Source organism: Streptomyces sp. NPDC002490 (assembly GCF_040296045.1).
Taxonomy (GTDB): Bacteria; Actinomycetota; Actinomycetes; order Streptomycetales; family Streptomycetaceae; genus Streptomyces.
Genome location: NZ_JBEOWM010000002.1, coordinates 191,013 through 213,482 on the forward strand (window position 1 = coordinate 191,013; position 22,470 = coordinate 213,482).

A 22,470-nucleotide genomic window follows, 5' to 3' on the forward strand; every position below is an offset into this window, starting at 1 on the left:
CCACGGGAACGGGGCCGGGCACGGAGGATTCCCTCCGTGCCCGGCCCCGTCGTCGGTGCGCCGGCGGGTCAGACGGTGACCGTCTTCACCGCGAACTGCGCGGTGACCGTGAAGTACGGCCGGATCTCGGTGCGGGGCGGCTCGGCGGGCTCGATCCGCTTGCGCAGCGCGCCCAGCAGGGGCCGGCGGGGTGCCGGGGCCGACGCCCGGGTGCGCCGGCCGGGGCGGACCGGCCGGGGGTACTTGAAGACCTTGTACGGCTCCAGGATGTCGGTGGCGAACATGCCGAGGCCGGCGGTGCGCTCCTCGTCGAGGCGGATCCGGAGGTCCCAGATCTCCTCGTCCCCGTGGTGCGCGTCGACCAGGGTCGACAACGGCAGCTCGAACCGGAAGCGGGTGCCCTCCGTCACGGTCAGCGGCACCGTCAGGGCGCGCTCCGCATCGGCGCGGTTCACTCCTTCGACGACGGGGGCGACGGCCCCGTCCGGCGCCTCGGCGCCCCAGAGCTCGCCCTCCACCACGACCGCCTCCCCGTCCACCCGCACCACGAGCACCTCGCCGTGCAGCGCGCGCACCTGACTGCGCACCAGGAGGCGGCCCCGGTCGTCCTTGTGCGGCAGCAGCACCTCCAGTCCGCCGCCGGACGGGGCGGGCCGGCGGGACACCATCCGGGTCACGTCGAGGTGCTCCGCGTCGAGTCGCTTCTCGGGGCCCTTGGGGCTGGCGACGCCGATCTCCCAGTGGCCCTCGCCGAGCACGTCCCGGTGTCCGATCAGCGCCGCGCCGGCGACCACCGGCAGCCGCACCGGCTCCCGGCGCCCGCGGACGTCCCGGCAGACCAGCTCCAGGTCACCGGTGACCTGGTCGGCGGCGACCCCCCGCAGGGTGATCCGCACGTCGCCGCCGTCGAGCACCTCGGCGTCCGCGGTGCCGGGCAGCCGGCGACGGAGTGCGGCGTGCTCCAGGATCGCCCCGAACCGTTCGGCGCTGGGCTCCTCGGAGAACCGTTCGGCGGTGCGGGCCGCGGCCTCGCCCATGGCCAGCCGGCGCTCGTCGTCCTCGATGAGTTCGACGATGGCCTCGGCCATGGCCGCGTTGTCCCCGTTGGGCACGAGGATGCCGTCCGTGCCGGGGGTGAGGATGTTGCGCGGGCCGTGGTCGCAGTCCATGCTGACGACCGGCAGCCCCCGGGTCATCGCCTCCACGGTGACGTTGCCGAACGGCTCCCGCAGCGAGGGGAGGACGAAGATCGCCCCCTTGCCGAACTCGGCGGTCACCGGGAACGCCGGCCCCATCAGCTGGACGTGGTTGTACAGGTCCTTGTCGTGGATGCGGCGCTGGAGGGCACCCCGGTCGGCGCCGTCGCCGTAGATCCGCAGCTTCCAGTCGGGGTGGCGCCGCACGACGGTCTCGAAGGCGTCGACCAGCCCGTGGAAGTTCTTGTGCTTCTTCAGCACGCCGGCCGTGACGACGACCTTGCTGCTGCCGTCGGAGCGGGGGCCGCCCGGGTCGGGGATGCAGTTGGGCATCACGTTGATGCGGTCCCGGACGTAGGGGACCAGCTTGCTGAGGCTGGCGTGCTCCTCGGGCGAGAGCACCGTGATGGCGTCGAGCTTGCGGTACGCCTCGAAGAGCGGCTTGCGGACGTTCTCCGCGTAGATCCGCGGCATGGAGTGCTCCTGCGCGATGCGCAGGAAGGCGCCCGGCGCCTCGGCGAGCATGGTGGTGATCCGCGGGTTGGAGCTGACGATGGCGTCCGCGTCGGTCTCGGCGAAGAACTCCAGCAGCCGCCGCTCGGCGAGCCTGCTGACCACCGGCGTCTTCTCGTTCGCGCCGTACGGGTAGCGCAGCGGGAACTCGTGGGCCAGCGGGTCCTCGCCGTCGTAGCGGTGCGAGTTCTCCCGCAGGTCGGTCAGGGCCCGGACCCGGACCCGTTCGTCCAGCGGGAAGTAGGACTCGTCGCGCACTTTGCGCAGGGCGACGATCTCCACCTCGTGGTGGCGGGCCAGTGCGCTCGCCAGGTTCTGCGTGGCACTCACCACACCCCCCATGTGGCAGAGGTCGCGCACCAGAAAAACAATCTTCACTTCGCGGTCATCCCTTTCCCGTGCGGCCCGGTCGCGCCGCACCCTCCCCCGAGCCGAACGGCGTCCTCACACATCCCCGATCGGTCACATCAGGACATGTGGTGCCATGGCCGTACATCGGGTGACGAACCCATACATGGCGCCATGGCATACGGGTTGCTCTTTACCGGGTTTGACCGCCGGACGCCGTCAATGGTTGTGCGGGAGAAAGGCAAAGCCGTTCGAGGCGCCGCCCCTCGAACGGGACGGCGCCAGCGAACGGCCTTCCACCTGCGCCGATTGACTCGGCATCAGATCCGCTCCGCAGAACGGACGACTCAGAAGGGCTCGAAGTCGTCGTACGCGCGCTGCGACTCGTCGCGCTCGGCCTGCCGGTCGCGGCGACGCTGGGTCGCCGGCCGCGGGGCGTCGAAGCGGTGGTCCTCGCCACGGCGGCCCAGCATCTCGGCGCCGGTCATCATGGTGGGCTCCCAGTCGAACACCACCGCGTTGTCCTCGGGGCCGATGGCGACGCCGTCGCCCGCCCGGGCGCCCGCCTTCACCAGCTCGTCCTCCACCCCGAGCCGGTTCAACCGGTCCGCGAGGTAGCCCACGGCCTCGTCGTTGTTGAAGTCGGTCTGCCGCACCCAGCGCTCCGGCTTCTCGCCGCGCACCCGGTACAGCCCGTCCTCCTCCGCGGTGACCGTGAAGCCCGCGTCGTCGACCGCCTTGGGCCGGATGACGACCCGGGTGGCCTCCTCGCGGGGACGGTCCGCCCGGGCCTTCGCCACGAAGCCGGCCAGGGCGAAGGACAGTTCCCGCAGGCCCTTGTGGGCGACCGCGGACACCTCGAAGACCTGGTACCCGCGCGCCTGGAGGTCCGGCCGGACCAGGTCCGCGAGGTCCTGCCCGTCCGGCACGTCGATCTTGTTGAGCACGACCACTCGCGGACGGCCGTCGAGGCCGCCGTACTGCCGCAGCTCCTCCTCGATCACGTCGAGGTCGGAGACCGGGTCGCGGTCCGACTCCAGGGTCGCCGTGTCCAGCACGTGGACCAGGACGCTGCACCGCTCCACGTGCCGCAGGAACTCCAGGCCCAGGCCCTTGCCCTGGCTGGCGCCGGGGATCAGCCCCGGAACGTCCGCGATGGTGTAGACGGTGTCCCCCGCGGTGACCACGCCCAGGTTGGGCACCAGGGTGGTGAACGGGTAGTCGGCGATCTTCGGCTTGGCCGCCGAGAGCACCGAGATCAGCGAGGACTTGCCCGCACTGGGGAAGCCCACCAGCGCCACGTCGGCGACCGTCTTCAGCTCCAGCACGATGTCCTGGACGTCACCGGGCTCGCCCAGCAGCGCGAAGCCGGGCGCCTTGCGGCGGGCCGAGGAGAGCGCCGCGTTGCCCAACCCGCCCCGGCCGCCTTCGGCCGCCACGTAGGTGGTGCCGTGCCCGACCAGGTCCGCGAGGACGTTGCCCGCCCCGTCCAGCACGACCGTGCCGTCCGGCACCGGCAGCACCAGGTCGGCCCCGTCCTTGCCGGAGCGGTTGCCGCCCTCACCGGGCCGGCCGTTGGTGGCCTTGCGCTGCGGGCTGTGGTGGTAGTCCAGCAGGGTGGTGACCGACTGGTCGACCACCAGCGTCACCTCACCGCCCCGGCCGCCGTTGCCCCCGTCGGGGCCGCCGAGCGGCTTGAACTTCTCACGGTGGACGGAGGCGCAGCCGTGGCCTCCGTTACCCGCGGCGACGTGCAGTTCGACGCGGTCCACGAAGGTGGTCATGGTCAGTGCCTCCAGAGGGGTACGGATGGGGATGTCGAGGTGCGCCGACCGGGTCGGCGCCGGGCGCCGTACGGCGCTCCCGGTGGAACAACACGCGAAAGGCGGACCAGCTTCCCCGTACCGAAATCGTACGGGGAAGGCGTGGTCCGCCTCCGCGAGAGAAACGCCCTACAGCCGTCCGGTCAGGCGACCGGGACGATGTTCACGACCTTGCGGCCGCGGAACGTGCCGAACTCCACCGCACCGGGCAGGAGCGCGAACAGCGTGTCGTCGCCGCCGCGGCCGACGCCGGAGCCGGGGTGGAAGTGGGTGCCGCGCTGGCGGACCAGGATCTCACCCGCGTTGACGACCTGACCGCCGAAGCGCTTCACGCCGAGCCGCTGGGCATTCGAGTCGCGACCGTTCCGAGTGGACGATGCGCCCTTCTTGTGTGCCATCTCTCCTCAGTCCCTTACTTCGCAGCCGTGGGGATCGCCGTGACCTTGATCGCCGTGTACTGCTGGCGGTGGCCCTGACGACGGCGGTAGCCGGTCTTGTTCTTGTAGCGCAGGATGTCGATCTTCGCGCCCTTGTGGTGGTCCACGACCTCGGCCTGGACCTTGATGCCGGCCAGCACCCACGGGTCGCTGGTGACGGCCTCGCCGTCGACGACGAGCAGGGTCGAGAGCTCGACCGTGTCGCCCACCTTGGCAGTGGAAATCTTGTCAACCTCAACGATGTCGCCGACAGCAACCTTGTGCTGGCGACCACCGCTGCGCACGATGGCGTACACGCGGGTCTCACTCTCTGTGCTCGTGGTGGAACCTCTGAAGCCAGCCGCTCACACGGGCCCGGAAGCCCGAAGATCCGCGAGGACGAGCGGCCTCTCCGGCCCGACCAGACGGCCCGACCCGGAGGGAGATGCTCAGAGGGATGGCGTAGGAACGCCGACGCTCTAGGTTACGGGGCCCCCCGCCACCGGTCAAACCGGGGCCCGGCACCCCTCGCCGAGAGCCGGAGGCGAGGTCCGGGACGCCGGGTCCCGGACCTCGCCCTCGTGCGGCACCGCAGCGGGGCGGGGCCGTCAGTCGTCCGTCGAGGCGGTGACGGTCGGTGCCGCCTGCTGCTCCGCCGCCGCGGTCTTCTTGGCCGCCGTCTTCTTCGCCGGGGCCTTGGTCGCCGCCTTCTTGGCGGTCGTCTTCTTGACCGTCGTCTTCTTGGCGGCGGTCTTCTTCGCCGGGGCCTTGGCCGTCTTCTTCGCCGGCGCCTTGGTCGCCGCCTTCTTGGCGGTCGTCTTCTTCGCCGTCGTCTTCCGGGTGGCCGTCTTCTTCGCCGGCGCCGCGGTCTCCTCGGCCGCCGCCTCGGTCAGGGCCTCCTCGTCGCGTCCGGCCGCCTCGTTGGCCTCGACCGGCTCGGCCGCGGTGCCCGGGACGACCACCACGGCCGTCTCCTCCGAGGCGGTGGGCGCGGTGGCCTTGCGCACCGCGCGCCGCCGCGGCCGGGCCGGAGCGGCCTCGGCCACCGGCTCCGCCACGGGCTCGACCGGCTCGGCCACCGGCTCCGGGGCCGCCTCGACCACCGGGACCGTCACCTCGGCGGCCACGCCCTCGGGGGACCCCGCGGGCGCACTGGCCACCCGGGTGGCCCGGCGACGGGTCCGTCCCTGCGGCGCCGACTCGACGACCGGCTCCGGGACCGCCTCGGCCACGGGCTCCGGGACGACCGGTTCGACGACCGGCTCCGGGGCAGCCTCGACCACGGGCTCGGCCGGGGCCTCGGCCGCGCGCGGCGCACCCGCCGGCGCGGACGCCCGACGGCCGCCACGGCGCCGTCCACGACCCCGACCCGCCGCGGCCTCCGCCTCGGCGACGCTGCTGTAAAGCTCCTCGTCGGGCGCGAAGTCCGGCGAGGTCAGCGCGGTGGGCTCGGCGACCTCGGCGGCCACCTCGGCCGCCGTCTCCTGCTCCGGCTCGACCACCGCGGCGGTCTCGTGCTCGTGGTGCTCCTCGTGGCTCTCGCCCGCGCCCCGGCCGCGCTTCTTGCGCTTGCCGCCGCCACCGATCGAGGTCGGCTGCTCCATGTGCACGATGACCCCGCGGCCGTTGCAGTGCACACAGGTCTCGGAGAAGGACTCCAGCAGGCCCTGGCCCACCCGCTTGCGGGTCATCTGCACCAGGCCCAGCGAGGTGACCTCGGCCACCTGGTGCTTGGTCCGGTCCCGGCCCAGGCACTCCAGCAGGCGGCGCAGCACCAGGTCCCGGTTGGACTCCAGGACCATGTCGATGAAGTCGATGACCACGATGCCGCCGAGGTCGCGCAGCCGCAGCTGGCGCACGATCTCCTCGGCCGCCTCCAGGTTGTTGCGGGTCACGGTCTCTTCCAGGTTGCCGCCCTGGCCCGTGAACTTCCCGGTGTTGACGTCGACCACGACCATGGCCTCGGTCTTGTCGATCACCAGCGAACCGCCGGACGGCAGGTAGACCTTGCGGTCCAGCGCCTTGATCAGCTGCTCGTCGATGCGGTACGTCGCGAAGACGTCCACCTCGGACGTCCAGCGCTGGAGCCGCTCCGCGAGGTCGGGCGCCACGTGCGAGACGTAACCGTGGATCGTCGACCACGCCTCGTCACCGCTGACGATGACCTTGGAGAAGTCCTCGTTGAAGATGTCGCGGACCACCCGGACCGTCATGTCCGGCTCGCCGTAGAGCAGCGTCGGGGCGTTGCCGCTCTTCGCCTTCTTCTTGATGTCCTCCCACTGGGACTGGAGGCGCTCCACGTCACGACGGAGCTCGTCCTCGCTGGCGCCCTCGGCGGCGGTGCGCACGATGACGCCCGCGTCCTCGGGGACGACCTTCTTGAGGATCGTCTTCAGCCGGGCCCGCTCGGTGTCCGGGAGCTTGCGGCTGATGCCCGTCATCGACCCCTCGGGGACGTACACGAGATACCGGCCGGGCAGGGACACCTGGCTGGTGAGCCGGGCGCCCTTGTGGCCGATCGGGTCCTTGGTGACCTGGACCAGCACCGACTGGCCGGACTTGAGCGCGCTCTCGATCCGACGCGGCCCGCCGGACATCCCGAGCGCCTCGAAGTTGACCTCGCCCGCGTACAGGACCGCGTTGCGCCCCTTGCCGATGTCGATGAAGGCGGCCTCCATCGACGGCAGGACGTTCTGCACCTTGCCCAGGTACACGTTGCCGACGTACGAGGTCGACTGCTCCTTGTTGACGTAGTGCTCGACGAGGACGTCGTCCTCCAGCACCCCGATCTGGGTGCGCTCGCCGAACTGGCGGACCACCATCACCCGCTCGACGGCCTCGCGGCGGGCCAGGAACTCGGCCTCGGTGATGATCGGCACCCGGCGGCGGCCCTGCTCGCGCCCCTCGCGGCGACGCTGCTTCTTGGCCTCCAGACGCGTGGAGCCCTTGATGGACTGCACCTCGTCCGAGGCGGGCCGCTCCCGCTCCTCCTTCTTGCGGGGCTCGCGGACCTTGACGACGGTGCGCTCCGGGTCGTCGGACCCGCCGTCCCCGGAGGCGTCCCCGGCACGACGGCGACGACGGCGACGGCGACGGCTGCTGCTGGAACCGCCCTCGTCCTCGGCCGCATCCGCGTCCTCGTGGGCGTCCTCCTCGGCCGCGGACTCCTCGGCCGAGTCCTCGGCCTCGTCGAAGCCGTGCTCCTCGCCCTCGGCGTGCTCACCCCGGCGACGGCGACGGCCGCCCCGACGGCGCCGACGACGGGACCCCGTCTCCTCGCCGTCCTCGGCCTCGACGTCCTCGGGCGCCTCGGCCCGTGCCTCGTCGGTCGGCTCCCCGTCCTCCTCGGGCTCCGCCGGAGCCGGCGGCTCCACGGCCTCCTCGGCCTGCGGCGCAGCGGCGGAGACCGCCACCCGACGACGCCGACGACGCCGGGAGCCGGCGCCCTCGTCCTCGTACCGTTCGGTGTCGGTGGTCTCCGCGGGCGCCTGGGCGCTCTCGGTCTCCTCCTCCTCGGCCGCGTGGCGGGCCTCGGCGGCCTCGGCCGCCGCCCGCTCCGGCGTCTGGAACATCGGCTCGGCGAACACCGGAGCCTGGAAGACGGCCACGGACGGCCGCGCCGGCCGGTCTTCCCCGGCGGCCCGGGCGTGGTGCTGGGCGGGCTCGGAGAACCCGCCGGCGGCCCGGGTGGCGCGGCGACGGGACCGCTTGGGTGCCGCCTCCTCGACCGGGGCGGCCTTCTCGACCGGAGCCGCGGGCTCGTCCGCGACGGACTCTGCCGTGCGGTCGGCCTCAGCGGCCCGTGCGGCCGGCGCTTCGGCTCGTGCGGCCGGCGCTTCGGCCGCAGCGGCGGCGCGCGTGGCGCGCCGGCGGGTGCGCGGGGGCGCCGCCTCCGCGGCGGGAGCCTCCTCGACCGGGGCGGGCGCCTCGGGGGCGGTCTCGGCCACGGCCCGGGTCGCCCGGCGGCGGGTGCGCTTGGGCGCCGCCTCCTCGACCTCGGCGGCCGGCGCGGTCTCCTCGACCGGCGCGGGCGATCCGACGGGCGCGGACGCCCTGCGGACCACCCGGCGGCGGGTGCGCGGCGCCTCGGCGGCGATCGCGGACGCCTCGGCGGCCACGGGCGCCGGTGCTTCGGCGACCGGCTCGCCCACGGCCACGGTCACGACCTCGGGGGCCGCGGCGGCCGGGGCACCGGCCGGGCGGGAAGCCGCACGGCGCCTGCGGCGCGGCGGCAGGGTGTCGCTGGGACTGTCGTCACCCGCGGTGGCGCGGGCGGCGGAGGTGATGGCGGAACCCTCGGGTTCGTTCGATTCGAGCATGCGGGCGGTTCTCCCGTCGGCTCCCGGGCGCCGCGCCTGTTCCGGTGACGTCCGCGGCACCACGTCCTGCGTGGGCCGCCGTCCGGGGCGCGGGCGCCGCACGGGAGCTTTCTGTGTCCTGTCTCGCCGGTTCCGTACGCCTTGTCGCGTACGGCCTGGCGAAAGTCTTGTAGTCGGTGCGCTGCCCGACCCAGGTGGCTCCCGGATACGAGGGCGGCGCTGCGACGTCCGTCCTTACGCGGGTCCGCCCGGTGGCGCCGCCGCCGCAGCGGCGGGCACGGCGACCCCGGGAACAGCAGCCGGAGCGGCCTTGACCGCCGCGCGATCGGGCGCGAGCGGGTCGGTGACCGTGCCGGTCGCCTCATCGAAAAGCCCCTGCGCCAGCCTGGTCACCGCTGCGGGGACCGGCGGCGCCAGGTCGGCCACAGCTCGGAGACCGGACAGGACGTCGTCGGGTCGTACGGCAGGCGTCACGTGCCGAACAACCAGGCGCAGTATCGCACAGGCCCGGTCGCCCGGCCCATCAGCCCGGGCCGGGTCCTCCTCGAACACCGTGAGGGCGGCGACCGCGGACCGGGCGTCGAAGGTGCGCAGACCGTTCTTGGTCTGCCGCTGGACCTCCACCGTTTCGGCGGCCGTGAAGGCGTCCACGGCGCGCCGGGCCTCGTCCGGCGCCACCCGGTCCAGCCGCAGCTCCCACACGGAGCCGGTCAGTCGGTCCGCGAGGCCCGGGGTGCGGGCCTCCACCGCGTCGACGACGTCGAGCCCGGGGGGCAGCGACTCGTCGAGCAGCGCCCGGAGGGTCTCCGGGTCGCGCGGCGCGGTGAGCGCGATCTCCAGGTACTCCGCCTCACTGCCCGTGCCGGTGGGTGCGGCATTGGCGTACGACACCTTGGGGTGGGGCGTGAACCCGGCCGAGTACGCCATGGGCACCTCGGCCCGGCGCAGCGCCCGTTCGAACGCGCGCTGGAAGTCGCGGTGGCTGGTGAACCGGAGGCGGCCCCGCTTGGTGTAGCGCAGTCTGATGCGCTGTACCGCGGGTGCGGGCGGGGGGCCTTCGGGCTGTCGCTTGCCCAGTGTCGTCAGTCCTTCGTGAGTGCGGTCGTCCTGCTGCCTAGAGTACGTCGCGAGGCCGCGACCGGTTCACCGGCGCCCGTTCCGGGTCCGGCCGCGGCGGTGTTCCCCGACCCCTCGGGTCACTTCACCACGGTCAGCGGCAGCCGCTTCTTGCCGGTGGGGCCGATCTGGATGGCGGTGTCCATCTGTGACATAAGAAAACAGGCCCACATCCATCCGGGTACTGTCCGCCACCGTGAAGACGTACGACATCGAGACCGAGTGGACCGCCTCGGACCTGGCCCTCTTGGAGGACCTGAAGAAGGCGGAGGCTCTACTCCCTGCGGACGCTCCGCGCGCCCTGCTGTCCATCCGCCTGTCCGTTCTTACAGAGGACACGACGTCGCCGGTACGGCAGGAGCTTGACCTCCGCCTCCTGGCCCGCGAGAAGGGGTGCCGCGTCGTCGGCGTCGCCTCCGACCTCAACGTGTCGGCGACGAAGGTTCCGCCGTGGAAGCGGAAGGAGCTGGGCGAGTGGCTGAACAACCGGGCCCCGGAGTTCGACGTCCTGCTCTTCTGGAAGCTCGACAGGTTCATCCGCCGCATGTCGGATCTCTCGACCATGATCGAGTGGTGCGAGCGGTACGGGAAGAACCTCGTGTCGAAGAACGACAGCATCGACCTCGAATCGACTGTCGGCCGGATGATGGTCACCCTCATCGGTGGTATCGCCGAGATCGAGGCGGCGAACACGTCGACCCGGGTCGCGTCGCTGTGGGACTACACGCGGACTCAGGACGCGTGGTTCGTCGGCAAGCCTGCATACGGTTTCGTCACCACGAAGGCGAACGGAAGGCCCTCCCTCGTCATCGAGCCGAACGCACACAAGGCACTGCATTGGGCTCGCCGCATGGCGCTTCGGGGAGTGTCTGCCCGGCGCATGGCTCTGTGCCTCGTCCGCTCCGGGCTCATGTCCCCAGGGCTCACTACCTCGACTCTCCTCCGACGCCTCCGTAACCCGGCACTCATGGGCTACCGGGTGGAGGAGAACAAGAACGGCGGCGTACGCCGCTCGAAACTGATACTCGGACACGACGGCAAGCCGATCAGGGTGGCCGATCCCATCTTCACCAAGGAGGAGTACGACGAACTCCAGGAGGCCATCGACCGGCGCGGCAAGAACCAACCCCAGCGCCAGACGCACAGCGCGACGCAGTTCCTGGGAGTCCTCACCTGTGTCGACTGCACGTCGAACATGACCGTGCACGTCACGACCAACAATTTCGGCCAGTACCAGTACCTCCGGTGCCAGAAGTGCAAGAGCGGGGGGCTCGGGGCACCCGATCCACAGGGTGTGTACGACGTGCTCGTCAACGACGTACTGAGAGTCCTCGGCGACTTCCCCGTACAGGTTCGGGAGTACGCGCAGGGTGCGGAGGCTCGGGCCGAGGTGAAGCGACTCGAAGAGGCCATCGCCTACTACATGACGGGCCTGGAGCCGGGAGGCCGCTACACGAAGACGCGGTTCACTCAGGAGCAGGCGGAGAAGACGCTCGACAAGCTCACCGACGAACTGAGCGCGATCGACCCCGAGACCACACAGGACCGCTGGACGCTCGTCCACAACGGGAAGACGTTCCGCGAAGCGTGGGAGTCGGGAGGCATGGAAGCGATGGCCGAGGATCTGCGCCGCGTCGGCGTCACGTGCGAGGTGACTCGAACCAAGGTCAAGGGCGTGCGCGCTCCCTCCGTCCACCTGCGGCTGAAGATCCCTCGCGATGTGCGCGAGCGTCTCGTCATCAAGAGCGACGAGTTCGCCACCAAGCTCTGACGGACCCGTGCCCCTGCCCTGTCTCGCCCACCGCGCGAAGGGCGGGGGCTCCTCCGATCAGGTTGACGACCGAACAACCTGCTGTGTAAGAAGATCCTCCCGCTCCTTCGAGGAGCGGTCACCGCAGCTCCCGCCGTGTGACGGCGGTAGAACCGGGGTGGACGGAGAGGTCCACGACGACTGCGCCGGCATCGAAGCGACCGGCCGATGATTTCGAGCAGCATCGACTTCGGACAGGGCCGCACGTGGGGCGGTGTCTCCCAGCAGGAGTACCAGCGGATGGCCCGAGACCCCCCGACACCCGCTTGCCTACCGCATCCGCTTCGCGGCCCTCGGGTGGGCCGACCGCCACGAGCACGCCAGCTTCGGTCCCGGCAAGCTCGCCGCACTTGTCGGGCTGAGGTTTCCCCCGCTGTGCGAGAGGTGCTGATCAGCTGGTCAGGGTGGGTTGACGGGTGTTCAGGTTCGTCGGTTCGGCCGTCGCCTGCTTGGTGTAGTGCTTCTCCAGATGTTCAAGCACTTCCAGGACCCGAAGCCCGACTACGTCGCAGACTGGCCGGACCTCCCGAAGTGGCAGCAGGAGACCGATGCCGACATCTTCGAGGCCATCGAGAAGACTGCCTCCTGATCCTGGCCGCTTGAGACAGCCCCCGGAGCGTGCGGTGCATACCCGCCGGGCCGGGGGCTGAGCCTGCCCAGGAACGCCACCCTCGGGCGCGTACCGGGCGAACAGCCCCCGAGGGTGGCCATCCCGACCCGGTCGGGGCGTACAGCCCCTCTCGCGGCCGGTGAGCCCGCCTCACTCAGGACGGGCGAGAGGCGCCCGGCTGTGACTGCCCGGACGCCTCTCGTCAGCTACACCCACTCGACCGCCGAGACGATGCCCGGATCCTGCCGAGGAGCAGGGAGCGGCGTGCGCCGCACGGGGCGGGAAGCCTGCTCGCGCTCCTTCGTCCCGAGCCCCCGAAGGATCTCGGGACGCTCCGCCTCGCTCATGCCAGCGAGCGCCTCAGCCATCCTCTGGACGACATCGCCGCTGGTCACGGCTACTTCTTGACCGTGAGCGGGAGCAGCTTCTTACCCGTCGGACCCGTTTGTGGCCATGTGTCGAACTGCGGGCACACCCCGCAGTCGAAGCAGGGGGTCCAGCGGCAGTCCTCGACCTCGGTCTCGTCGAGGGCGTCCTGCCAGTCCTCCCAGAGCCAGTCCTTGTCGAGGCCGGAGTCCAGGTGGTCCCAGGGCAGGACCTCCTCGTAGCCGCGCTCGCGGGTGGTGTACCAGTCGACGTCGATGCCGAAGGCCGGCAGTTCCTTGTCCGCGCAGGTCATCCAGCGGTCGTAGGAGAAGTGCTCGCGCCAGCCGTCGAACCGGCCGCCGTCCTCGTAGACGGCGCGGATCACGGTGCCCAGGCGGCGGTCGCCCCGGGAGAGCAGGCCCTCGACGATGCCGGGCTTGCCGTCGTGGTAGCGGAAGCCGATGGAACGGCCGTACTTCTTGTCCCCGCGGATCTTGTCGCGCAGCTTCTGGAGGCGGGCGTCGGTCTCCTCGGAGGAGAGCTGCGGGGCCCACTGGAACGGGGTGTGCGGCTTGGGCACGAAGCCCCCGATGGAGACGGTGCAGCGGATGTCGTTGGAGCCGGAGACCTCCCGGCCCTTGGCGATGACGTTCATCGCCATGTCGGCGATCTGGAGGACGTCCTCGTCGGTCTCGGTGGGCAGACCGCACATGAAGTACAGCTTCACCTGGCGCCAGCCGTTGCCGTAGGCGGTGGCGACGGTGCGGATCAGGTCCTCCTCCGAGACCATCTTGTTGATGACCTTGCGCATCCGCTCGGAGCCGCCCTCGGGGGCGAAGGTGAGTCCGGAGCGACGGCCGTTGCGGGTGAGTTCGTTGGCCAGGTCGACGTTGAAGGCGTCCACCCGGGTGGAGGGCAGCGAGAGGCCGATCTTGTCGTCCTCGTAGCGGTCGGCGAGGCCCTTGGCGACGTCACCGATCTCGGAGTGGTCGGCGCTGGACAGCGACAGCAGGCCGACCTCCTCGAAGCCGGTGGCCTTCAGTCCCCGGTCGACCATCTCGCCGATGCCGGTGATGCTGCGCTCGCGGACCGGGCGGGTGATCATGCCGGCCTGGCAGAAGCGGCAGCCGCGGGTGCAGCCGCGGAAGATCTCCACGGACATCCGCTCGTGCACGGTCTCGGCGAGCGGGACCAGCGGCTGCTTGGGGTAGGGCCACTCGTCGAGGTCCATGACGGTGTGCTTGGAGACGCGCCAGGGCACCCCGGAGCGGTTGGGCACCACCCGGCCGATGCGCCCGTCGGGGAGGTACTCCACGTCGTAGAAGCCGGGGACGTACACCCCGCCGGTGCGGGCGAGGCGGAACAGCAGTTCCTCGCGTCCGCCGGGACGGCCCTCGGCCTTCCAGGCGCGGACGATGTCGGTGATCTCCAGCACGGCCTGCTCGCCGTCGCCGATGACCGCGCAGTCGATGAAGTCGGCGATCGGCTCCGGGTTGAAGGCGGCGTGGCCGCCGGCGACGACGACCGGGTCGTCGAGGCCGCGGTCCTTGGCCTCCAGCGGGATGCCCGCGAGGTCGAGGGCGGTGAGCATGTTGGTGTAGCCCAGTTCGGTGGAGAAGCTGAGCCCGAAGAGGTCGAACGCCTTCAGCGGTCGGTGCGCGTCCACGGTGAACTGCGGGACGCCGTGCTCCCGCATCAGCGCCTCCAGGTCGGGCCAGACGCTGTACGTCCGCTCGGCGAGGACGCCCTCGCGCTCGTTGAGCACCTCGTAGAGGATCATGACGCCCTGGTTGGGCAGCCCGACCTCGTAGGCGTCCGGGTACATCAGGGCCCAGCGGACGTCGCAGGCGTCCCACGGCTTGACGGTGGAGTTGAGTTCCCCTCCGACGTACTGGATGGGCTTCTGGACGTGCGGGAGAAGCGCTTCCAGACGCGGGAAGACCGACTCGACAGGCATCGTGGTGTCTCTCGTGAGCTTACGGGGGACCTCCCGCGCAAGAGGCGGGTGACCCTCAAGCCTAGCGCGTTCCGCGCAGCGCCCGGGTGGCCCGTTCGGCGGCCTCCCACGCCGCGGGGAGTTCGGCCTCGTACCTGGCGGCCCGGCTCTCCTCGTGGCCGTAGACCAGTCCGTAGGTGAAGGAGCTCTCGCCGGCGGCGTGGGCCTGGGCGGCGAGCTCCCGCAGGGTCAGCCGGGTCATGTAGCTGTCCTGGTGTTCGCCGAGCAGGTCCTGGAGGTCCTTGGCGCCGCGGATGGCCCGTTTCGCGGGGCCGCCGAGGGTGTCGAGGGCGGCTTCGGCGGCGTAGCGCAGGCGCTTGGCCTTCTTGCGGGCTTCGTGCAGGGCCTGGTCGCGGGCGGGGCCGGCGGGCTGCCGGAACGCCTCCTCGATCAGGTCGGCCAGTCGGTCGAAGTCCTTGCGGGCGGCCCGGTGGATCGCCTTGGCCGGGTCCTTGGCGGCGGCGGGCCGCAGCGGCGGGCGGGCGATCAGCGCGTCCAGGGAGTCCAGGAGGGCGAGGTAGCGCCGGCTGTTGAGGAGCGCGGCCAGTCGGCGCCGGGAGCCGCCGCGGCGGGCGTTCGCCCAGGTGCGCAGGCGGGTGCGGACGGGGCCGACCAGGTGGGGGCGGGGCAGTTCGGCGAAGTGGCCGGTGAGGCGTTCGGTGAGGACTTCGGCGTCGCGGTCGACGCCGAGTTCGCCGGCGAGCCACTTGAGCTCCGCGGCGAGGTGGTCGGTGGCGGTGCGGTCGAGCACCCGGGAGTAGGAGCGGAAGGTGCTGCGGGCGCGGCGGGTGGCGACGCGCATGCGGTGCACGGAGTCGTGGGTGCCCAGGCGGACGGCGGGGTCGAGCAGGACGAGGGCGTCCCGTTGGGCGGTGAGGTAGGCGAGGACGGGTTCGGCCGCGGTGCCCCGGTGGGGGTCGGGCGGGGCGGTCGCCGGGGGCGGGTGGGGGGCGGTCTCGGCGAGGGCGCGGGCGAGTTTGGAGGCGGAGGCGCTGCGGCGCAGGCCGGCCTTGCGGAGTCTCTTGTCGAGGGCGTCGAGGAGGGCCGGGTCCCGGTCGGGGGCGAGTTCGACCTCGATCTCGGTCCAGCCGGTGGTGGCGTCGCCGTCGGTGAGGCGGTCGGCGCGGACGGTGTCCACGCTGACCTCGGCGAGGAGGGTGCCGTCGGCGTCAAGGAGGTGGACGAGGTCGCGGGCGGAACGGAGTCGAACGACGGGCACCAGGGCGGCGCCCCGGGTGCGGGAGCGGGTCAGCGCGAGGAGGGTGCGCGGCACCGCGGGGGAGAGCGGGGCGTGGATCTCGTCGCGGACGTCCTCGGTGACGGGGAGCTTGAGGTGCCAGCCGGCGTCGGTGCCCCCGGTGCGGCGGCGCAGGGTGACCGCGTGCCGGGCGAGGCGCTGGTCGGCGGTGTCGTAGTAGACGGCGTCCAGGTCGTGGGTGCCGCGGGGGACGGCGGCGTGCACGCCGCGCACGGTGGTGAGGTCCGGGAGGGCCGGGGCGCCGGCGTCCGGGTCGGTGGCTTCGTACTTCCGCTCGATCTCGCGTTGTATATCCGCCATGTACAGAATCTAGTCGGATTCCACCCGGTTCGGCAGACCTCGCGGGCCGGGTCGGGACGGGCGGGAGCGATGGGTCGGGGGTGCCTCCCGGGGGTGCCTCCCGGGCCCCGAGGTGGGCCGGGAGGCAGGTCCTACGCCGAGAGGGGGCGTTGGACGCGGATGGACTGGAGGAGTCCGACCGCGATCCAGACGGCGAACATCGAGGTGCCGCCGTAGGAGACGAAGGGCAGCGGGAGGCCGGCGACGGGCATGATGCCGAGCGCCATGCCGATGTTCTCGAAGGACTGGAACGCGAACCAGGCGATGATGCCGGCGGCGACCACGGTGCCGTACAGCTCGGTGGTCTCGCGGGCGATGCGGCAGGCGCGCCAGAGCAGGACGCCGAGGAGCAGGATGATCAGTCCGCCGCCGATGAAGCCGAGTTCCTCGCCGGCGACCGTGAACACGAAGTCGGTCTGTTGTTCGGGGACGAACTGGCCGGTGGTCTGGGTGCCCTTGAACAGGCCCATGCCGGCGAGGCCGCCGGAGCCGATGGCGATGCGGGCCTGGTTGGTGTTGTAGCCGACGCCGGCCGGGTCGAGGGCGGGGTTGGCGAAGGCGGCGAACCGGTTGATCTGGTACTCGTCGAGCACGTTGAGCTGCCAGACGGCGACGGCGCCGAGGGCGCCGGCGCCCAGCAGGCCGAAGATCCAGCGGTTGGAGGCGCCCGAGGCCAGCAGCACCCCCAGCACGATCATCACCATCACCATGACCGAGCCGAGGTCGGGCATCAGCAGCACGACCGCGATGGGGACGGCGGCGAGCCCGAGGGCCTGGACGACGGTGCGGTGGTCGGGGTGGAGCCGGTCGCCGGCGTCGACCCGGGCGGCCAGCAGCATCGCCATGCCCAGGATGATCGTGATCTTCACGAACTCGGCGGGCTGGAGGGAGAAGCCGCCGCCGATGACGATCCAGGCCCGGGCGCCGTTGATGGTGGCGCCCAGCGGGGTGAGCACCAGCAGCACCAGCAGCACGGAGAGGCCGTACAGGAAGGGCACCACGGTGCGCAGGGTGCGGTGGCCGAGCCAGATGGTGCCGATCATCAGGACGACGCCGATGCCGGTGTTGAGCAGGTGGCGCAGGAGGAAGTAGTAGGGGTCGCCCTCGTTGAGTTCGGTGCGGTTGCGGGTGGCGGAGTAGACGAGGACGGCGCCGATGAGCGAGAGCGCCGTGGCGCAGAGCAGTATCGGCCAGTCGAGGCGGCGCAGCAGGCTGTCCCGGGCGGTGGCCCGGGTCAGCCAGGAGCGTTCGGGGCCGTACCGGGAGACGGAGAAGCCGTTGGTGCCGCTCATCAGTCGCGCCTCCCGGTCGTCGCCGGGGGTCCGGCGAGGGCCCGGGCGGTGGGGGACGGTTCGGGCTGCCCCTTGTAGGGGGCGAGCTTGGGGGCGTCGATGGTGCCGTCCCGCTGGATCTTGGGCAGGCTCTTCTGGGGCTGGGGCAGGAGGGCCTTCTTGGGGTCGATCGCGCCTTCGGGGCTGACCCCGTACAGGGCGTTGTAGACGTTGCGGACGGCGGGTGCGGAGGCGCCGGAGCCGGTGCCGCCCTGGGCGATGGTCATGACGATGGCGTAGTCGTCGGTGTAGCTGGCGAACCAGGAGGTGGTCTGCTTGCCGTGGACCTCGGCGGTGCCGGTCTTGGCGTGCATGGGGATCTCGTCCTGGGGCCAGCCGGTGAACCGCCAGGCGGCGGTGCCGCGGGTGGCGACGCCTTCGAGGGCTTCGTCTATCTCGGCGAGGGTCTTGCGGGACACCGGGAGCTTGCGCTGCACCTTGGGCTCGATCTCGGTGATCTCCTTGCCGTCGGCGCTGATGACGGCCTTGCCGACGGTGGGGTGGTGCATGGTGCCGCCGTTGGCGATGCCGGCGTAGATGGAGGCCATCTGGATGGGGGTGACGAGGGTGTCGCCCTGGCCGATGCTGTAGTTGACGGAGTCACCGGCGCGCATGAGGTTGCCTTCGAGGCAGTTCTCGTAGGAGAGCTGCTGGAGGAAGTCGCCGCCCTTCTTGCCGGTCTTGCACCAGGCGTCCTTGTTGGCCTTCCAGAAGTCGCGCTTCCACTGGCGGTCGGGGACCCGGCCGGTGACCTCGTTGGGGAGGTCGATGCCGGTCTCCGCGCCGAGGCCGAACTCGTGGGCGGTCTCGTAGAACCAGTCCTTGGCGCCCTTCTTGGGCTTGAGGCCGCCGTCGCGCTGCCACTCCTGGTGGGCGAGGCGGTAGAAGACGGTGTCGCAGGAGACCTCCAGGGCCTGGCCGAGGTCGATCGAACCGTAGCCCTTGGACTCGAAGTTGTTGAAGACCTGGCCGCCGATGGCGTAGGAGCTGGAGCACTCGTAGCGGTCGTTGAACCCGTAGCCGGCCTTCACCGCGGCGGCGACCGGGATCACCTTGAAGATGGAGCCGGGGGCGGCCTGGCCCTGGATGGCGCGGTTGAGCAGCGGGTAGTTGGAGGACTTGCCGGTGAGCTTCGCGTAGTCCTTGGCGGTGATGCCGCCGACCCAGGCGTTGGGGTCGTAGGTGGGGTTGGAGGCCATGGCCACCACCCGGCCGGTCTTGGCCTCCATGACGACGATGGCGCCGGAGTCGGCCTTGTAGTTCATGCTGGTGTTGTCGTCGTAGACCTTGCGGGCTTCCTTGAGCGCCTCGTTCAGCTCGTACTCGGCGATCCGTTGGATGCGGGCGTCGATGCTGGTGACGACGTTGGCCCCGGGTTCGGCCTTGTCGCTCTTGGCCTGGCCCATGACGCGGCCGAGGTTGTCGACCTCGTAGCGGGTGACGCCGGCCTTGCCGCGCAGCGCCTTGTCGTACTGGCGCTCCAGGCCGCTGCGGCCGACCTGGTCGGAGCGCAGGTAGGGGGATTCGCTGTCCTTGGCCTTCTCGATCTCGACGTCGGTGACGGGCGAGAGGTAGCCGAGGACCTGTGCGGTGTTGGCGTCGCCGGGGGCGGTGTAGCGGCGCACCGCGGTGGGTTCGGCGGTGATGCCGGGGAAGTCCTCGGCGCGCTCGCGGATCTGGAGGGCCTGCTTGGGGGTGGCCTCGTCGGTGATGGGGATGGGCTGGTAGGGGGAACCGTTCCAGCAGGGCTGGGGGGTCTCGGCGTCGCAGAGCCGGACCTTGTCGGTGATCTCCTTGGGCCGTACGCCGAGGACCCCGGCGAGCTTGGTGAGGACGGCCTTGCCGTCGTCGTCCATCTTCATCAGGTCGGTGCGGGAGGCGGAGACCACCAGCCGGGTCTCGTTGTCGGCGAGGGGCACGCCGCGGGCGTCGAGGATGGAGCCGCGCACGGCGGGTTGCACCACGCGCTGGACGCCGTTGCCGTCCGCCTCGGCCGCGAACTCCTCGCCGTTGCGGATCTGGAGGTACCAGAGCCGTCCGCCGAGGGTGAGCAGCAGGGAGACCACGAGCACCTGGATGACGACGAGTCGGATCTGGACCCGCGGGGTGCGGCCGGTCTCCGGGATGTTGGTCACAGTCGCTTGGCCCCCTTGACCTTGATGCGGCCGGCGCGGGCCACCCGGGCCCGGGCCGCCTTGGCGCGCAGTCCGCCGCGCTGGCTGCCGATCCGCAGTCCGGTGCCGGAGGCGAGCCAGCCGGCGGAGACGTCGCTCTTGGCCGCGGCGTTGGTCTCGGCGAGCGGATCGTTGTCGAGGCGGCGGGCGAGCGCCATGATGAACGGCACGGTGAACGGCGCGAGCAGCAGGTCGTACAGCGCCGCGGTGAACAGCAGGCCGCCGAGGCCCACGTGGCGGGCGGCGGTGTCGCCGACGAGGGCGCCGACGCCCGCGTAGAGCAGGGTGGAACCGACGGCGGAGCCGACCACGACGACCATCGGCCCGAGCGCGGACTGGAGCCGGCCGGTCTCCGGTTTGGCGAGTCCGGCGAGGTAGCCGATCACGCACAGCACCAGCGCGTAGCGGCCGACCGCGTGGTCGGCGGGGGGCGCCAGGTCGGCGAGGAGTCCGGCGCCGAAGCCGATCAGTGTGCCGCCGACGTGCCCGTAGACCAGGGCGAGGCCGACGACGGTGAGCAACAACAGGTCGGGGACGGCGCCGGGCAGTTGCAGCCGGGCGAGGACGCTCACCTGGACGACCAGGGCGGCCACCACCAGGGTGGCCGAGAGCAGCATCCGGTTGACGCGCATGGTCGGGCTCCTACTGCTCTGCGGTCTGCCCGGCCTGGCCGGGCGCCTGCGCGGACGGGGTGACGGTGACCGTCACGGTCGGCGTGGGCGTGGGCTTCGGGGCGGGCGGCAGCACCGCGTCCCGGGGGTCCTCGCGGGGGGCCTCGACGACGATGCCGACGATGTCGAGCTTGGTGAAGCCGACGTAGGGCTCGACGTAGACGGTGCGGGTGAGGTCGCCGCCGGAGGGGTCGACGCGGACCACCCGGCCGACCGGGACGCCGGGGACGAACGGCTTGTCGGCGCTGGAGCCGAAGGTGACGAGCCGGTCGCCCTTCTTCACCTTGGACTTGCCGTTGAGCAGGCTGACGCGCAGCGGGCCGTCGCCGCCGCCGGAGGTGAAGCCGAGCTCGTCGGTCTTCTCCATGCGGGTGCCGACGGTGAAGTCGGGGTCGTTGGCGAGCAGCACGGTGGCGGTGGAGGGGCCGACGGTGGTGACCCGGCCGACGAGTCCGTCGCCGTTGAGGACGGTCATGTCGCGGGTGACGCCGTCGCGGGCGCCGACGTCGAGGGTGACGGTCCAGGAGAAGCCCTGGGCGGCTCCTATGCCGATGACCTCGGCGGCCTTGATGCCGTACCGGCCGGCGCCGGCCTTCTTCAGCAGGGCGTCGAGTTGGCGGACCCGGCTGCGGTTGCGGTCGTCGCTGCCGAGGCGGGCCTTGAGGGCGGCGTTCTCGCGTTCCAGGACGGCGATCCGGTCGTGCCGTTCACCGGAGTCGCGGACGGCGCCGATGGCGTTGCCGATGGGGTCGACCGCCGAGGACACCCCGTCCTGCACCGGGCCCAGCACCGTGGCGGCGGCCCGGCGGGCGCCGTCGACCGGGGAGTCCTCCCCGCCCCTGATGTCCACGGTGATCAGCGCGAACGCGATGACGACCAGCAGCACCAGGAGCAGTCGGCTCTCTCGTGTGTCCCTCACGTGCGGCGGCCGTGCCTTCCTCGTCGGAATGTGCGGAGCGTACGGAAATCGGTGGCTGTGGTCCTCCCGGCCGTCCGGCGAGCCGGACGGCCGACCGCTCCCCCGCGGCTGCGACGGTCACCGTCGTGGCGTGGGGGCGGGCCGGCGGCTCACCTGCGGGGCTGGGCGTCCAGCACCTGCTGGAGCGCCTCGAACTCCTCGACGCACTTGCCGGAGCCGAGCGCGACGGAGTCGAGCGGGTCCTCGGCGATGTGGATCGGCATGCCGGTCTCGCGGCGCAGCCGCTCGTCGAGGCCGCGCAGCAGGGCGCCGCCGCCGGTCAGGACGATGCCCCGGTCCATGACGTCGCCGGAGAGTTCGGGCGGGCACTTGTCGAGGGTGGTCTTCACCGCGTCCACGATCGCGTTCACGGGTTCCTCGATGGCCTTGCGGACCTCGGCGGCCGAGATGACCACGGTCTTGGGCAGGCCCGAGACCAGGTCGCGGCCGCGGATCTCGGTGTGCTCGTCCTGATCGAGGTCGTACGCGGAGCCGATGGTGATCTTGATCTGTTCGGCGGTGCGCTCGCCCAGCAGGAGGCTGTACTCCTTCTTGATGTGCTGGATGATCGCGTTGTCCAGTTCGTCGCCGGCGACCCGGATCGACTGGGCCGTGACGATGCCGCCGAGGGAGATCACCGCGACCTCGGTGGTGCCGCCGCCGATGTCCACCACCATGTTGCCGGTGGCCTCGTGGACCGGGAGCCCCGAGCCGATGGCGGCGGCCATGGGCTCCTCGATGATGTGCACCTGCCGGGCACCGGCCTGGGAGGACGCCTCGATGACCGCACGGCGTTCGACGCCCGTGATGCCCGAGGGCACGCAGACGACGACCCGGGGACGGGCGAGGTAGCGCCGCTTGTGGATCTTCAGGATGAAGTAGCGGAGCATCCGCTCGGTGATCTCGAAGTCGGCGATCACCCCGTCCTTCAGGGGGCGCACGGCCACGATGTTGCCCGGGGTGCGCCCGATCATCTTCTTCGCTTCCGAGCCGACCGCGAGGATGCCACCGGTGTTGGTGTTGATCGCGACCACGGACGGCTCGTTGAGCACGATCCCCCGGCCCCTGACGTACACCAGCGTGTTGGCGGTCCCGAGGTCGACAGCCATGTCACGGCCGATGAACGACATGTTGTTCCCCAAGAGGATGCGTCTGGCCTTCCCGGACGGAGCACATGAGTGCTCCTCAGGTCGGCGTGTGTGTGCTGTGTGGCGTGGAGGCTTCCA

At 71.5% G+C, this 22,470-nt stretch carries 14 protein-coding genes; 1 reads left to right on the forward strand and 13 read right to left on the reverse strand.

What is annotated here, in order from left to right; all coding sequences use genetic code 11:
- Nucleotides 1-68: 68 nt before the first annotated feature.
- The 6 genes from ABT092_RS02080 to ABT092_RS02105 all read right to left on the reverse strand — a co-directional run bounded on the left by ABT092_RS02080 (nucleotide 69) and on the right by ABT092_RS02105 (nucleotide 9,701).
- On the reverse strand, nucleotides 69-2,039 hold the full coding sequence (locus ABT092_RS02080; protein ID WP_351238736.1) for a glycosyltransferase: 1,971 nt from the start codon (nucleotides 2,037-2,039) through the stop codon (nucleotides 69-71).
- Nucleotides 2,040-2,404: 365 nt separating this feature from the next.
- On the reverse strand, nucleotides 2,405-3,841 hold the full coding sequence (gene obgE / locus ABT092_RS02085; protein ID WP_351238738.1) for a GTPase ObgE: 1,437 nt from the start codon (nucleotides 3,839-3,841) through the stop codon (nucleotides 2,405-2,407).
- A gap of 182 nt (nucleotides 3,842-4,023) precedes the next feature.
- Nucleotides 4,024-4,278, reverse strand: coding sequence for a 50S ribosomal protein L27 (rpmA, locus tag ABT092_RS02090; protein ID WP_073793698.1), 255 nt, complete (start codon nucleotides 4,276-4,278; stop codon nucleotides 4,024-4,026).
- A gap of 14 nt (nucleotides 4,279-4,292) precedes the next feature.
- Nucleotides 4,293-4,613, reverse strand: a complete 321-nt coding sequence (gene rplU / locus ABT092_RS02095) for a 50S ribosomal protein L21 (RefSeq protein WP_309053521.1) — start codon at nucleotides 4,611-4,613, stop codon at nucleotides 4,293-4,295.
- Between the two features lie 291 nt (nucleotides 4,614-4,904).
- A complete protein-coding gene (locus ABT092_RS02100) occupies nucleotides 4,905-8,615 on the reverse strand; it encodes an Rne/Rng family ribonuclease (protein WP_351238741.1) in 3,711 nt (1,236 codons plus the stop codon).
- A gap of 234 nt (nucleotides 8,616-8,849) precedes the next feature.
- The gene (locus ABT092_RS02105) at nucleotides 8,850-9,701 is read right to left on the reverse strand and encodes a TIGR03936 family radical SAM-associated protein (RefSeq protein ID WP_502968374.1); all 852 of its coding nucleotides are present in this window, start codon (nucleotides 9,699-9,701) and stop codon (nucleotides 8,850-8,852) included.
- Nucleotides 9,702-9,942: 241 nt separating this feature from the next.
- On the opposite strand from ABT092_RS02105, the gene ABT092_RS02110 reads away from it, so the two are divergent.
- On the forward strand, nucleotides 9,943-11,502 hold the full coding sequence (locus tag ABT092_RS02110; protein ID WP_351238817.1) for a recombinase family protein: 1,560 nt from the start codon (nucleotides 9,943-9,945) through the stop codon (nucleotides 11,500-11,502).
- Nucleotides 11,503-12,548: 1,046 nt separating this feature from the next.
- On the opposite strand, the gene ABT092_RS02115 is transcribed toward ABT092_RS02110, so the two are convergent.
- The 7 genes from ABT092_RS02115 to ABT092_RS02145 all read right to left on the reverse strand — a co-directional run bounded on the left by ABT092_RS02115 (nucleotide 12,549) and on the right by ABT092_RS02145 (nucleotide 22,374).
- Nucleotides 12,549-14,474 carry a TIGR03960 family B12-binding radical SAM protein gene (locus ABT092_RS02115; protein WP_351238743.1) on the reverse strand — a complete coding sequence of 642 codons (1,926 nt, stop codon included), beginning with the start codon at nucleotides 14,472-14,474 and terminating at the stop codon, nucleotides 12,549-12,551.
- A gap of 61 nt (nucleotides 14,475-14,535) precedes the next feature.
- Nucleotides 14,536-16,071, reverse strand: coding sequence for a CYTH and CHAD domain-containing protein (locus ABT092_RS02120; RefSeq protein WP_351238745.1), 1,536 nt, complete (start codon nucleotides 16,069-16,071; stop codon nucleotides 14,536-14,538).
- A 131-nt stretch (nucleotides 16,072-16,202) separates the two neighbouring features.
- A complete protein-coding gene (gene rodA / locus ABT092_RS02125; RefSeq protein WP_351238747.1) occupies nucleotides 16,203-17,402 on the reverse strand; it encodes a rod shape-determining protein RodA in 1,200 nt (399 codons plus the stop codon).
- Nucleotides 17,402-19,576: a penicillin-binding protein 2 gene (gene mrdA, locus ABT092_RS02130; RefSeq protein ID WP_351238749.1), complete on the reverse strand. Its 2,175-nt coding sequence runs from the start codon at nucleotides 19,574-19,576 to the stop codon at nucleotides 17,402-17,404. Before mrdA ends, rodA begins: the two co-directional genes overlap by 1 nt.
- On the reverse strand, nucleotides 19,573-20,247 hold the full coding sequence (gene mreD, locus ABT092_RS02135; protein WP_351238751.1) for a rod shape-determining protein MreD: 675 nt from the start codon (nucleotides 20,245-20,247) through the stop codon (nucleotides 19,573-19,575). The genes mrdA and mreD overlap by 4 nt, the downstream gene beginning before the upstream one ends.
- A 10-nt stretch (nucleotides 20,248-20,257) precedes the next feature.
- Nucleotides 20,258-21,205, reverse strand: a complete 948-nt coding sequence (gene mreC, locus ABT092_RS02140; protein WP_351238753.1) for a rod shape-determining protein MreC — start codon at nucleotides 21,203-21,205, stop codon at nucleotides 20,258-20,260.
- Between the two features lie 149 nt (nucleotides 21,206-21,354).
- Nucleotides 21,355-22,374, reverse strand: a complete 1,020-nt coding sequence (locus ABT092_RS02145) for a rod shape-determining protein (RefSeq protein WP_351238755.1) — start codon at nucleotides 22,372-22,374, stop codon at nucleotides 21,355-21,357.
- Nucleotides 22,375-22,470 lie beyond the last annotated feature (96 nt).